Below are 14,124 nucleotides of genomic sequence, written 5' to 3'. Positions count from 1 at the left end.
CACCCTTGGAAGATCACGCATGACCCCACCGCTCCCGCCGCCCCGCCGCAACGGCTTCTGGGCTTTCCTGTGCAAGCTCGGGCGCGGCATCAATGTGGTCAGGCTGGTGATCATCAATCTGGTGTTTTTCAGCCTGCTGTCCGTGCTGTTGCTGTTGCTGGCCGCCGGTACGGCTGGCAGCCGGATCGAGCGCACGCTACAGGACAACACCGTGCTGGTGATCAAGCCGCAAGGGCAACTGGTCGAGCAGTACAGCATCGATCCGCTACAGCGCGCGCTGACTGGCCTGTCCGGCAACGATCCGAAGCAGGTGCAGCTGCGTGACCTTGTCGGCGCGATCGATGCGGCGGCGAAGGACAAGCGGATCAGCCGCATCCTGCTGCTGCCGGACGACCTGCAACAGGGTGACGGCTTTGCCGCCATGCGTGAAGTCGGCGCGGCGCTGGATCGTTTCCGCGCGGCGGGCAAGCCGGTGATCGCGTGGGCGGTGAATCTGGACCAGGGTCAGTACTACCTGGCGGCGCATGCCGATCGCCTGCTGGTCGATCCGCAGGGCGGCGTGATGATCACCGGGCTGGCCAACTACCGCCTGTTCTACAAGGACCTGCTCGACAAGCTTGGCGTCGACGTGCACTTGTTCCGCGTCGGCGAATTCAAGAGCGCGGCCGAGCCGTACATCCTCGACCATGCCTCGGCCGCGGCCAAGCAGGCCGACAGTTACTGGATGGGCGGGTTGTGGGACAGCTACCTCGGTGAAGTGGCCGCGTTGCGCAAGCTGGATCCGGCTGCGCTGCGCGCCGACATCGACAACCTGCCGCAGACCATTGCCAGTACCCAGGGCGATCTGGCCCAGCTCGCCGTGAACGAACACCTCGTCGATGGCCTGGCCACGCGTGCCGAGCTCATCGCCATGCTGCGCAAGGAAGGCGTGCCCGCCGATGACAAGGGGCACAGCTTCCGCCAGGTGGATCTGGCGCGCTATGCCGCCAGTCTCCCGGGCGACGGCAAGCTGTTTGCGCCGGGGGTGGCGGTCGTGGTGGCCGAGGGCGAGATTGCCGGTGGCAAGCAGTCGGCCGGTTCGATCGGAGGCGAATCCACCGCGGCCTTGATCCGCACGGCACGCGAGGATCGCAAGACCAAGGCGCTGGTGCTGCGGGTCAACTCTCCTGGTGGCGAAGTGTATGCGGCCGAGCAGGTCCGCCGCGAGGTGGAACTGACGCGCGACGCCGGTATCCCGGTGGTGGTGTCGATGGGCAACGTGGCGGCCAGTGGCGGCTACTGGATCTCGATGAATGCGAACCGCATCTTCGCCGAGCCGAACACCATCACCGGCTCGATCGGCATCTTCGGCATGTATTACACGGTGCCCAACACACTGGCCAAGCTTGGCATCCAGAGTGATGGTGTGAGCACAGGGCCGATGGCCGGCGCATTCGACATCACCCGCCCGCTCGATCCGAAGGTCGGCACGGTGATCCAGGCAATCATCGACAAGGGCTACCGCGACTTCGTCGGCAAGGTGGCCAGGGCGCGCGGCAAGAACTACGACGCGATCGATGCGATTGCGCAGGGTCGAGTGTGGACCGGGCAGCAGGCACTCGACCGCGGTCTGGTCGACCAGCTCGGCGGCCTGGGTGATGCAGTCGCCGATGCAGCCAGCCTGGCCAAGCTGGGCAAGGACTATCCGGTGCGTTATCAGGAGGCTCCGCTGGGCGGCTTCGCGCGCTTCCTGATCGACCTCAATCACAACGCGAGCGTGCACCTGATGCAGTCCTGGGGCATTCGTCTGCCGAACTGGTTCGCCCAACTGCCAGCACTGGCGCCGGAACTGCAGCTGCTGCGCAGCGCCAAGGCCGGTACGCCCAACATTTATGCGGACTGCCTGTGCACGCCGCACTGAGCCGTGATCAGGGCCGTTCCGTTCCTGGCTGTGTCTGAAGGGCGCAACCAGGTGGCCTTATTGCTCCTGCGCCTCGATCTGCTTGCGCTGTTCTTCCGCCTGCTTGTCGACGACCTTCTGCACATCCCTGGCACGCTGCTCGTCCGCATTCAAGGCATCGAACGGGGTGGCGACATCAGCCGGTCTGGCCTGGGGTTGCGGCGGTTTGCCGGAGCATGCGCCCAGAGCAAGTACGCAAAACAGGAGCGGCAGCGTCTTCATGGCGGTTCTCGCATGTGGCTGAGGCGAGGAGTGTCCTGCTGTGTGCGGATGCAGGCAAGGAGATCATGTCGACATGCCGCACTCGCGCTAGGCGCGCCGGCATCGACGTTTTAAGCTGCACGGATGAACAGCCGCATCGACGCCTGGCAGCTGCAAGGCCACACCGCTCTGATCACCGGTGCCAGCAAGGGCATCGGCTACGCCACCGCGCGCGAACTGGCCGGGCTGGGCGCCGACTTGCTGCTGGTGGCGCGCGACGAAGACTACCTCGAACAGGTACGGGTGGAACTGGCTGACGAATTCGACAATGTCGAGGTGCTGGCGTTCGGCGCCGACCTGACCGAGGCCGAGGAGCGCCTCGCCGTGTTCGACTGGATCGCCGATCTGGGTGCGCCGCTGTCCTTGTTGGTCAACAATGCCGGTGGCAATCAACCGAAAGCCACTCTCGACTACAGCGCGGACGAGGTGATCGATATCTTCGGGCAGAACCTGTTGTCCGCGTTCGAGATGTGCCGGCTGGCGCATCCGCAACTGGTGCAGCATGCGAATGCGGCGATCGTGAATGTGGGTTCGGTCTCCGGCATCACCCATGTGCGCACCGGCTCACCGTATGGCATGAGCAAGGCAGCCTTGCACCAGCTCACCCGCAACCTGGCCGCGGAATGGGCAGTGGACGGCATCCGCGTCAACGCGGTGGCGCCGTGGTACATCCGCACGCAGCGTTCGGAGCCGGCGCTGGCCGATGTCGATTATCTGGATGAAGTACTCGATCACACACCGCTCAAGCGGATCGGCGAGCCGGAGGAGGTTGCCGCCGCGATCGCGTTCCTGTGCCTGCCGGCGGCCAGCTACATCACCGGCCAGGTGTTGGCGGTGGACGGCGGGTTTCTCAACGACGGATTCTGAGCCTGTCGTTAGAACTCGGCGACGTGTTCCTCGGCGGCAAAGCCCAGCGTCACGGCGCCTTCGCCCACGTTGACCATGCCGGTGATGCTCATCGGCGCTTCCATCAGCTCGACCCCGGTTTCCTCGCAGGCTGTTCGCAGGGCCGCGTAGCCTGGCAGCTGCGAAAGCACGGCCAGGTCGCCGCCGTAACTGACGCACATCACCGGTACCAGCAGGCCTGCGCGTACCCGCTGCGTGGCATAGCCGAACAGCACTTCGGCACCATGCTCGAAGCCGCGCACCTTGCCGACCGGCCCGGTCTCGCCGCGGAAACAGCGCAGCAACGGTTTGATGTCCAGCGCCGTACCGACCATCGCACTGAACAGGCTGACACTGCGATCGCCCCGCTTCTTGATGCGGTTGCGCAGGTGGATCAGGTCGCGCGGCAGCATGTAGCCGTAACTGTTGTTGGCGATATGGGTGAGGCGTTCGCGGATCGTGGCCGGTGGCTGGTCGGCGGCGATCAGCCGCGCTGCTTCGTAAATGGCCGGCACGGTTCCCGCAAAGACGTTGCGGGTATCGACGACACGCATCATGAACGGGCCGGGGATGCCGGCCTGTTCGCGTACCTGGCGATAGTTCTTGAGGATCGCGAAGCTGGCGCGGTTCACATGTTCGTTGATCGGACTGCGCGTGGCGGTGATGGTCAGGCAGAACACGCAGTCCTGCTCCAGCACCAGCCTGTCGAGAAACAATTTCTGTATCTCTTCTACCGGGCAGGGCTCGGTTTCCGCGGAGTGGCTGCGGCTGCCAAGCCGGCGGTCGATGAAGCGCTGAAGCTCCTCGGGCCTGCGGTCATCCATGAAGGTCTCGCGATCCACTTTCACGGTGATCGGCATGATCGCGACGTTGTGCTTTTGCAGGAACTCCTGCGACAAGTCGCAGGAAGCATCAATGGCCAAGCCCATCCGCATCACGTGTCCCCCCGTCATGAATGGCAATCCGAACATAACACGCAACAAGGGACTGCGGCGTCAGCCGAAAGTTGCTCGGGTCTGATCGTCCGGCGAACCGGATGGCAATCCCGTCGGCCATGAACAGCCTCTAATATGCGGCGATCTTGATATGGCATCCAGCTGGCGCGGCGTCGCCGGTAACGCGTACAGGTAGCACTTCACATGAAAAGCAAGCAAGAAATCGTCTCCAACTGGCTGCCGCGCTACACCGGTACGGCGCTCGGACAATTCGGTGAACACATCCTCCTGACCAACTTCGGTCACTACGTGGAACTGTTCGCGCAATGGCACGGAGTGGAGGTGCAGGGGCGTGACCGACCGATGCCGAACGCCACGGCCGATGGCATCACCCTGATCAATTTCGGCATGGGCAGCCCCAATGCGGCCACCGTGATGGATTTGCTGAGTGCGATCGAGCCGAAGGCCGCGCTGTTCCTGGGCAAGTGCGGCGGACTCAAGAAGAAGAACCAGCTCGGCGATCTGATCCTGCCGATAGCCGCCATTCGCGGCGAGGGCACCAGCAATGACTACCTGCCGCCCGAAGTGCCGGCGCTGCCGGCGTTCCAGCTGCAGCGCGCGGTGTCCACCATGATCCGCGACCTCGGCCACGACTACTGGACCGGCACCGTCTACACCACCAACCGCCGTGTGTGGGAACACGACGACACCTTCAAGGACTATCTGCGGCGCACCCGCTGCATGGCGGTGGACATGGAGACCGCCACCATCTTCGCCGCCGGTTTCGCCAACCGGATTCCCTGCGGTGCACTGCTGCTGGTGTCGGATCAGCCGATGATCCCGGAAGGCGTGAAGACCGAGGCCAGCGACCGTGTCGTTACCTCGCAGTACGTCGAGGCACATATCCGGGTCGGCATCGAGGCACTCAAATTGGTGCGCCGCAACGGACGCAGCGTGAAACATCTGCGCTTCGAGGAAGACACGGAAGCGGAGTGATCGGTTGGGGGATCTGAGTCGGATCTGAACGGATAACAAGTTCATGACCAGATAGTCAAATCGCATTATTTTGCGTAATGAAAGTGAGGCGTTGGTAACGCCATTTTCACGTTGGTTCAATGGTTAAGCAGGGGGTATGACTGAAGCGTGGACCAAATATGAGCCTAGACTCTCGGCGTATCGCAAGTTCTTGCTTGTACAAAATTTGTTGACAATACGTAAAGCAAGCATGATAAAGACCGAGGTCCTTGAACTGGATTGCGCAGGTTGATGGGAGCCATGACGCCACGAGCGGTTCACTGCCACAAGTTATGACTTGGCGGCGAAAGATATGCTGCGTGTTCATGTAGCGTTATTTACCTGTTATTGTCGGCATGGGACAGGAGTTCGCGGGTCTGAAGTTCGTCGGCTTGGGAGATCGGGCCAAGTTGCAGTTTTTTGGGCAGAACGTTTTCTGACCCATGGCAATAATTAATCGGAGGGTGTCTTTATGAAACTTGGGGTCACAAAACTTTCTTCGGCAGTCCGCCTGGCGCTTTCGCTGGGTGCTGTCATTGCGGTTGGCGCGTCGGGTACGGCATTTGCCCAGGACACGAGCAGCCAGTCCACCACCAACAATGGCAGTCAGCCCGATCAGCAGAAGGCGAAGTCGCTGCAGACGGTCGTGGTCACCGGCTCGCTGATCCGCCGCGTCGACCTGGAAACTTCCAACCCGGTCGTCACCATTGACCGTGCGCAGATCGAGGCCACCGGCAAGATGACGCTGGGTGACCTGGTCCAGCAGCTGCCGGCAATGACCGGCGGTGCTGTCAATCCGCAGGTCAACAACGGCGGCGGCACCGGCGGCACCGCGATCAACCTGCGCGGTCTGGGTTCGGTTCGCACCCTGATCCTGGTCGACGGTCAGCGCGTGCTGAACACCGATCCGAACTCGATCCCCGCCAACATGATCGAGCGCATCGAAGTGCTGACCGACGGCGCTTCGGCGACCTACGGTTCCGATGCGATCGGCGGCGTGGTGAACTTCATTTTGCGTCACGACTATCAGGGCGCCCAGTTCACCGCCAACGTCGGCGAGTCCGACCACAATGACGGCGACCAGTCAGGCTACACCTTCACTTTCGGACAGACGTCCGACAAGGGAAGCATCATGGGCGGCATCGAGTACAACAAGCAGGATGGTGTGGAAGCCGCCAACCGCAAGTTCTCCAAGAACTCGATTTCGCTCTACGGCACCAACGGCACCGGCCCGTCTGCACCGCAGCCGCCCACGGCGAACATCGGTGGCTCGTCCTCCTCGCCGTATGGCCATATCCAGCTGCCGGCAGGCCTGCAGTCGACGTTCGGTTGCGGCTACGTGGCGTTGAACCCGGGTGCCAACAGCCAGGTGGTGAGCACGGCCAACTACCACTGCTACCAGAACCACGGCGCGAACGCTGACACGTACAACTACGCGACGGTCAACCTGATCATGACCCCGCAGGAGCGCACCAATGCCTTCCTGATGGGTACCTACAACCTGAGCGACAACGTCCAGGCCTATTTGAACGCGTACTTCAACAAGACGTCGTCCGAATTCCAGCTGGCACCGGCCGTGTACGGCAGTCCCTATGGTGCGGACATCTCGGCGAGCAACTACTGGAACCAGTTCGGCACGGAATACGCCCAGGGCCAGTCCACGATGAATGCGCGTCTTACGTCGCTGGGCAACCGCTCCGCGGCTTTCGGCGCCAACAACGGCCAGTTCAACACCGGTTTCAAGGGCAGCTTCTCGGTCTTCGGCCAGTCCTGGAACTGGGATGCCGGTCTCGACTACGGCCATAAGGACCTGGTCACCACGACCCGTGGCCTGCCCAACGGCAATCTGCTCTATACCGGTGCGTCGTACATGACGGCTGGCGGTACGCTGGCCTGCGGTACGGCGGCAGCTCCGGCGGCCTGCCCGCAGGGTGTCGGCCAGACCCAATTGCAGTTCAACCCGTTCGACCTGAACTCGCCGGGTTCCGTAGCGGCATTGCGGGCGTCCGGCGTGCCCGCGGTCAGCGACTCGTATAGCCAGGAAAAGGTCTGGCATGTCGGTGTCAACGGTGGGTTGTTCGACCTGCCGGCCGGTACCGTACAGCTGGCTGCTGGCGCCGACTATCGCCAGGAACATCTCACCACGATCGTCGACCCGCTGCTGAACATCGACCCGGCCACCGGTACTTGCGTGCTGGGCAGCCAGTGCGCTTCCAGCCTGGCGGGCGGTTACAACGTGAAGGAAGTGTATGCGGAAACCTTCATCCCGGTGCTGTCCAACCTGCCGGGCGTGAGGTCGCTGAACATCACGATCGGTGATCGCTACTCGCGCTTCAGCACCTTCGGCAGCACGAACGACTTCAAGTTCGCGCTGGAGTACAAGCCGATCGACGACCTGCTGTTGCGTGGCACGGTGTCGCAGGTGTTCCGTGCCCCGGACATTTCGGAAGTCTATGGCGCACCGGCCAGTTCGGCGCCGAAGCTTGCTTCTGATCCCTGCGATCACTACACCGGTTCCCCGGTCGACCCGGCCTGCGTGAATGTGCCGACCAACGGCACGTTCCAGAACAACAACGTGGCCACCGGCACGCAGCTCAACGCGATCATTTCCGGCTCCAAGTACGCGGGCTTCCCGATCAAGCCGGAGCAGGGCAAGACGTTCGACCTGGGTGCGGTGTACAGCCCGTCTTGGGCACCGGGCCTGTCGGCGACCGTCGACGTATGGCACCTGTATCTGAACGACGACATCACCAGCGTCAACGCGCAGGAAGTGCTGAACCTGTGCAGTGCGGGTCAGACGGCGTACTGCCCGCTGATCAATCGTGCCGCTTCGGGTGTGAGTCAGGGTCAGATCATCTCGATCCTGCAGCCCACGGCCAACCTCGGTACCTTGAGCACCGGCGGCGTCGACATGTCGCTGAACTACAAGCTGCCGCAGTTCGCGTTCGGCCAGTTCACCGTCGGCCTCAACGCCACCTACCTGAAGTACTACAACCAGGATACCGCGCCGGGTACGGATGGCGATGTCGTCTTCCACGATGCCGGTCACTTCCTGTCGTACGGTTCGGCGCCGGAGGCCTCGTGCCCGGGTGCCGGCACCTGCCTGTTCCCCCGCTGGCGTGCCCAGGGTTTCGTGGACTGGCAGATGGGCAACTGGAGCGCTTCGTGGCGTCTGCGTTACATCGGCCGCTTCCAGATGGGTTCGAAGCAGGCATCGCAGGACGTGTTCCCGGACGGCACCTGCTACTGGGGTAGCTACTGCACGATCAAGGGTGGCGTGTACAAGTACGGTTCGACGACGTACAACGACTTCTCGTTCGGCTACAACATCGAACCGATCAACACGCGCATCGACTTCGGCGTCAACAACGCGTTCGACAAGCAACCGCCGATGCTCTATGCGAACAACACGCTCAACGCCAATACCGATCCGAGCGATTTCGACCTGATGGGCCGTTATTTCTGGGCTCGCGTGACGGTCAAGTTCTAAACCAGCGAAACCTGCGTTAACCTTGAGGGCCGCGTGAATCAATCACGCGGCCCTTTTTATGCCATGACCCCAGAATCCACTCAACTGATCGTCGCCTCGATGACGGCCGGCAACCCGCTCGAGGCGGAACGCCTGTGCCGTGCACAATTGCGCGGGCAGCCGCATGATGAAAACGGTCTGGTATTGCTCGCGCTGAGCCTGCAACACCAGGGGCGTCTGGCCGAGGCGACAACCATCTACCATCATCTGACCGAGTTGTTCCCTGATAGCAGCCTGCACCTGTGCAATTACGCCACGGCTCTGCACCAGACAGGTTCGCTGCCGGAGGCGGAGGCTGCCTATGCGGCCGCGATCCAGCGGGATCCGCACAACATCAATCCGAAAATCCAGCTGGGCCTGATGCTGCTGGATCGCCACGATTATCTGGCGGCTCGGGAGATGCTGCTCGACGCGTTCGAACTCGATCGTCATCTGCCGTTGGCACGCATTCATGCGGCGCGCGCCTGCAGTCTGAGTCAGGATTTCCAGGGAGCCCACGATCTGCTGAAGCCATGGCGCAACTGGCTGCCCCTCAATGACGACGCCTTGCAGATGGAATTGGCCAGGCAGCTGAACCTGTTGAGCAACGCCCCGGCGTCGGCAGAGTTGCTGGAAGATCTGGTCGACAGGAACCCGTCCCATTTCGAGGCTCGCTTGCTGCTGGGTGGTATCTATGAACGATTGAACCGGGTGGCCGATGCCGAGGCCATGTTGCAGTCGGTTGCCGCCGTGAGTGCGACGACATCCGGCGCGACACTCCGCGGCGAGGTTGACCACCTGGGGGCCACGCTGGCGCTGCGTGGCGGTGATGTGGTTGCGGCCCGGTCATTGCTGGAGCGTGGCGGCCCACGGCATGCGAACGACTACACCCACCATTTCGACCTGGCCAGGGCGTATGACAAGCTGGGCGAGACGGGACTCGCGATGCAGTCCCTGCGGAGCGCGCATGCGATCCAGGCGGCGGAGCTCGCGCATGCCTCACCGGAGCACTTTGAAGCCGGTGCCCAGGCCTTGCCGGCGGCGATTCCCAGGGTAAGTGCCGAAGGTTATGCTCGCTGGGCGCGGCTGATCGCGCCGGATGCGCGCAATTCACCGGTGTTCATCGTGGGATTCCCGCGCTCCGGCACGACCTTGCTCGAGCAGATGCTGGATGCGCATCCGGGCCTGCAGTCGATGGACGAGAATCCGTTCTTCAACCGGCTGGCCGACAAGCTGCGCAATCACCACCCGGGCATCCTGTCGAATCTCGACTTGCTGCAGCAGCGCGATTGCGACGAGTTGCGCAAGCGCTACCTGATCATGGTCTCCGAGACGATCCAGCGGCGCTGGAGCGCACAGCTGGTCGACAAGAACCCGCTGAACATGATGTGGGTGCCCTTGATTCACCGCCTCTTTCCCGAAGCGAAGTTCATCCTGGCCTTGCGTCATCCGTGCGATGTGATGTTGAGCTGCTACATGCAGAATTTCCGGTCCAGCATCCTGGGGGCGGCCTGTGCCAGTCTCGAGCGGCTGGCCGCGGCCTACGTGCAGGCGATGGAGTGCTGGCTGGAAGACGAACACATCTTCCGGCCGAAAGTGCTGGTATCGCGCTACGAGGAACTCGTGACTGACTTCCCGGCACAGACACGGCGCATCGCGGATTTTCTCGAACTGGATGATGCCACCCCGATGTTGCAGTTCGACCGGCATGCACGTGACAAGGGCTACATCGCGACGCCAAGTTACAGCCAGGTCATCGAGCCGGTGAACCGGAAGGGCCTGAACCGCTGGACCCGCTACCGTCGCGAATTCGAGCCGGTGCTGCCGATACTCGAACCGATGCTGAAGCATTGGGGGTATTCAGCTGACGCGGCTCCTTGATTAGTATCGCCTGCAAGTGTGGGTCCCGCAGCGCCGCTGCTTTTGCCGGGCCGCTCGAAGTTACCGTGTCGTTTACCAAGCCAAGAGAAAGACTGCGCCGGATGTGCCACTGATGAATGATTCCACCGTGCGCCGTTGGGACCGGGCGCAACGCTATCTCGCCGACGGGCAGATTTCGGCAGCGCGGATTGCCTTGGAATCCCTGTTGCAGCGCGATCCAGGACATACCCCGTCGTTGTTGGCACTGAGCGGCGTAGCGCAGGCCGAGGGCCGGATTCGTGATGCCACGTCGTACGCACTGACCGTGGCGCGAAACCTGCCGAATGACGGCAACTTGGTTGTCGAGACAGCCCAAGCATTGCGACAGCTCGGCGAAACGGTGGCGGCGCGCCACTGTCTGGATCATCCATCTTTGGCAGAAACGAACGATGGCACCGTCCTGACGGAAATGGCCATCGCGCGCAAGTTGCTTGGCGAGCATCCGGAGGCCCTGGCGCTGTTCAATCGAGCCGCTGCCGCGGGCATGGGTACGGTCGAGTTCCGGTTCGAGCGCGCGCAGGAGCTGATGTTCAATGGGCACATGGACGAGGCGGAAGCCGAACTGCGCACTTGCCTGCGTCTGTCGCCATGTCACGGGCAGGCAGCGTTGGCGCTGTCCCGGGCACGCAAACAGACGTTGCAGGACAATCACCTGCACGATCTGAGGCAACGCCTGCAGGAAGTCGAGCAGGGCACGGAAGATCATGGCGCACTCGAGTTCGCGCTTTACAAGGAACTGGAAGATCTTGCCCGTTATGACGAGGCATGGGACTCATTGGCTCGCGCCAATGCCATCATGTATGCGCGCCAGCAACACGATCCGGAACACGCATGGCGTCTGTTCGATAGCCTGATCGATCGCTGTACACCAGAGTTCCTGCAAGCCGGCGACGTGATTCACGACGGGCCACAACCGATTTTCATCATCGGCATGCCACGCTCGGGGACTACCTTGCTGGAGCGTGTACTCAGCAATCATTCGCAGGTGACATCCGCCGGCGAGCTCAACGAGTTCAGCCTGCAGCTGCGCTGGGTAGCCGACCACCGCATAACCCTGGATGAGCACATCGTGCAACGATTGCCCGATCTGGACTATGCCAAGATCGGGCGTCGCTATCTGGAGCAGACCCAATGGCGCGCGCAAGGTGCGCGATTCTTCATCGACAAGTTGCCACGCAACTGGATGGTTGCCGGGTTGATCCATCGTGCATTGCCACAGGCACGCATCCTGAACCTGGTACGCGATCCGATGGACGTGTGCTTCTCCAACTTCCGCACACAGGTGATGGGCGACTTGCTGCCATGGGGCTACGATCTGCACGCGCTGGCGGAGCATTATCTGCAGTACCGCCGTGTGCTTGATCACTGGCATGCAGCCATGCCCGGGCAGGTTTTCGATGTGCCTTACAGTGAACTGACGTGTGATCCGGAGACGATGACGCGCAGGGTGCTTGCCTACTGCGGACTGGAATGGGAAGCGGGTTGCATCGACATAACCCGCAACAAGGCGGCGGTAGCCACGCTGAGCCTGTCGCAGGTACGCGAGCCCATCCATACGCGTTTCTTCGAGGAATGGCGGAATTACGAACAACAGCTGCAGCCGTTGCGTCAGGCGATCAACAGGTAGTTGCTTGATGCAAGCATGATGGCCGTTTCATTTCTGGGTGGCTGAAACGCCTGTTACACAGCCATGGTGATGAAATCATCGATTACCATGCGGCTGCTGCGACAAAAAGCTCGTTCAATTCCGCGCCGATGGCGCACAGCTCAATCAACTCGAGTGGATACAATCAGTGAAACTGCCAGTTCCCTTTATCCAGTTGCCACTGCAATTCGATGCCGAGATGCTCGCGAAGGAGATTGCAGCGTTTGGCGAAGACGCCTGGCATGAGCATCCGCAGAAGTATCCCGGCAATTTGTGGTTGCCTTTGATTGCAGCCGATGGCGACCCTGACAACGAATCCTTCGCGGGTGTGATGCGGCCTACGCCCTATCTTTTGCAGAGCCCATACCTGATGCAGGTGTTGTCGCGCATTGGCGCTGTATGGGGACGAACCCGCCTGATGAAGCTTACGGGCCATGCCGAGGTCACTCCGCACTTCGACATCAACTATTACTGGCGCGCACGCGCACGCGTGCATGTGCCCATCGTGACCAGACCGACCGTGCGATTCATATGCGGAGAAGGCGAGGTGAACATGGGGCCGGGCGAGTGCTGGATTTTCGATACCTGGCGGCAGCATCAAGTGATCAATGGTGCCGACGACGAACGGATTCATCTGGTGGCTGACACCGTCGGCAGCGACCAGTTCGGGGAGCTGGTCAGGGACGGACAGATGCCGGGCAACCACGTGCCCGAGGGCTGGCATGCAGAGGCTGTTGCACCGACCGGTGAGCTGCACCCCGTGCTGCGCTACGAATCGGTCAATCTACCTGCGGTCATGACTCCCTGGGAGATGCGGGAGCACATCACCTTTCTGCTGAATGAAGTGCGTCCGCATCCGCAACTTGAGCCGGCAAAACAGGTGACATCGCGCTTTCTTGCCGCATGGCAGGCGTTATGGTCGGAATATGGCACCGATCCGGCTGGTTTGCCTGCTTATCGCAAAACGTTGAACTCGTACGAACAGTGGCTGAAAAATTCCGCGGCGTCGCTGCGGTTGATCAATGACTCGCCGCTGGTGGTGGCGCTGCGGCTCATGGTCCTGTCGGTGGCGATTGCCGATAACAATCGCGACTCAAGCGGTGATGAATTGCGCCAGAATGCCATCTCCGCCATGCCCGGGGCACGAGCGGGTGAAAGCGGCCGCGACCCACTCTATGACCGCCCGGTATTCATCGTTTCGCCGCCCCGTTCCGGTTCCACGCTGTTGTTCGAGACCTTGGCGAAAGCCCCGGGGCTTTACACGATCGGCCGTGAGAGTCACGCGCTGATCGAAGGCACCCCTGGCCTGGGCGCAAGCGAGCTTGGTTATGACTCCAACCGGCTCGATGCAGCTGCGGCATCGCCGGAACTGATCGAGGCATTGCGGCGCCGTTTTCTCGCGGATCTGCACGACAGGGATGGCAAGGCGCCGGAACAGCGACCGGTTCGGATGCTCGAGAAAACACCCAAGAACGCATTGCGCATACCGTTCCTGGCGAAGGTTTTCCCGGAAGCCCGGTTCGTCTACCTGCACCGTGATCCGCACGAGACCCTGAGCAGCATGATCGAGGCGTGGCAGTCCGGTGGGTTCCGTACTTATCCGAATCTTCCAGGCTGGACGGGCTTGCCGTGGTCCCTCTTGCTGGTGCCGGGTTGGCGTGACCTGATCGGGCGGCCATTGCCCGAGATCGTGGCTGCGCAGTGGAATACCACCACACGCATCCTGCTCGATGATCTTGATGCGCTGCCGCCGGAACGTTGCCATGTTGCACGCTATGACGCGTTCCTTGCCGACCCTGCGGCGGAGGTGGCGCGGCTGTGCGGCGAGCTTGGATTTGACTGGGATCGCCCGCTCGACGGTGCGTTGCCGCTTTCGCGTTACACCGTGACCGAGCCCGCTCCGGACAAGTGGCGCCGGCATGAGGATCTGATCAACCGGGTACTGCCCGGTCTGCAGGTCACGCTGGATCGTGCCGAACGGTTCGCCGCTGCGGTCAGGGACAGATAGGCCGCTGGT

General features: G+C 62.0%; 10 protein-coding genes. 7 read left to right on the top strand and 3 right to left on the bottom strand.

Going from position 1 to position 14,124, the window contains the following annotated elements:
* Positions 1 to 19 precede the first annotated feature (19 nt).
* Complete coding sequence (gene sppA, locus ACYVKM_RS02870; RefSeq protein WP_460875591.1) at positions 20 to 1,900, top strand: signal peptide peptidase SppA; 1,881 nt, start codon at positions 20 to 22, stop codon at positions 1,898 to 1,900.
* A 57-nt stretch (positions 1,901 to 1,957) separates the two neighbouring features.
* On the opposite strand, the gene ACYVKM_RS02865 is transcribed toward sppA, so the two are convergent.
* Positions 1,958 to 2,161, bottom strand: coding sequence for a hypothetical protein (locus ACYVKM_RS02865; protein WP_460875590.1), 204 nt, complete (start codon positions 2,159 to 2,161; stop codon positions 1,958 to 1,960).
* A 123-nt stretch (positions 2,162 to 2,284) separates the two neighbouring features.
* Between ACYVKM_RS02865 and ACYVKM_RS02860 the strand changes: the two genes are divergently transcribed.
* Complete coding sequence (locus tag ACYVKM_RS02860; protein WP_460875588.1) at positions 2,285 to 3,067, top strand: SDR family oxidoreductase; 783 nt, start codon at positions 2,285 to 2,287, stop codon at positions 3,065 to 3,067.
* 8 nt (positions 3,068 to 3,075) lie between these two features.
* Here ACYVKM_RS02860 and ACYVKM_RS02855 read toward each other — a convergent pair whose 3' ends face one another.
* On the bottom strand, positions 3,076 to 4,020 hold the full coding sequence (locus tag ACYVKM_RS02855; protein ID WP_460876503.1) for a DegV family protein: 945 nt from the start codon (positions 4,018 to 4,020) through the stop codon (positions 3,076 to 3,078).
* Between the two features lie 204 nt (positions 4,021 to 4,224).
* Between ACYVKM_RS02855 and ACYVKM_RS02850 the strand changes: the two genes are divergently transcribed.
* From ACYVKM_RS02850 to ACYVKM_RS02835, 4 genes are all read left to right on the top strand, one after another.
* The gene (locus ACYVKM_RS02850; protein ID WP_460875587.1) at positions 4,225 to 5,016 is read left to right on the top strand and encodes an AMP nucleosidase; all 792 of its coding nucleotides are present in this window, start codon (positions 4,225 to 4,227) and stop codon (positions 5,014 to 5,016) included.
* 490 nt (positions 5,017 to 5,506) lie between these two features.
* Positions 5,507 to 8,524 carry a TonB-dependent receptor plug domain-containing protein gene (locus tag ACYVKM_RS02845; protein ID WP_460875586.1) on the top strand — a complete coding sequence of 1,006 codons (3,018 nt, stop codon included), beginning with the start codon at positions 5,507 to 5,509 and terminating at the stop codon, positions 8,522 to 8,524.
* 63 nt (positions 8,525 to 8,587) lie between these two features.
* A complete protein-coding gene (locus tag ACYVKM_RS02840; RefSeq protein WP_460875584.1) occupies positions 8,588 to 10,423 on the top strand; it encodes a tetratricopeptide repeat-containing sulfotransferase family protein in 1,836 nt (611 codons plus the stop codon).
* A 112-nt stretch (positions 10,424 to 10,535) separates the two neighbouring features.
* Complete coding sequence (locus tag ACYVKM_RS02835) at positions 10,536 to 12,089, top strand: tetratricopeptide repeat-containing sulfotransferase family protein (RefSeq protein WP_460875582.1); 1,554 nt, start codon at positions 10,536 to 10,538, stop codon at positions 12,087 to 12,089.
* A 163-nt stretch (positions 12,090 to 12,252) separates the two neighbouring features.
* Here ACYVKM_RS02835 and ACYVKM_RS02830 read toward each other — a convergent pair whose 3' ends face one another.
* Positions 12,253 to 12,543: a hypothetical protein gene (locus ACYVKM_RS02830; protein ID WP_460876550.1), complete on the bottom strand. Its 291-nt coding sequence runs from the start codon at positions 12,541 to 12,543 to the stop codon at positions 12,253 to 12,255.
* On the opposite strand from ACYVKM_RS02830, the gene ACYVKM_RS02825 reads away from it, so the two are divergent.
* Positions 12,439 to 14,115 carry a sulfotransferase gene (locus ACYVKM_RS02825; RefSeq protein ID WP_460876501.1) on the top strand — a complete coding sequence of 559 codons (1,677 nt, stop codon included), beginning with the start codon at positions 12,439 to 12,441 and terminating at the stop codon, positions 14,113 to 14,115. The two genes, ACYVKM_RS02830 and ACYVKM_RS02825, sit on opposite strands and share 105 nt — an antisense overlap.
* Positions 14,116 to 14,124 lie beyond the last annotated feature (9 nt).

The organism is Rhodanobacter koreensis (assembly GCF_054782855.1).
This window is presented reverse-complemented; position numbering and strand designations above follow the sequence as displayed.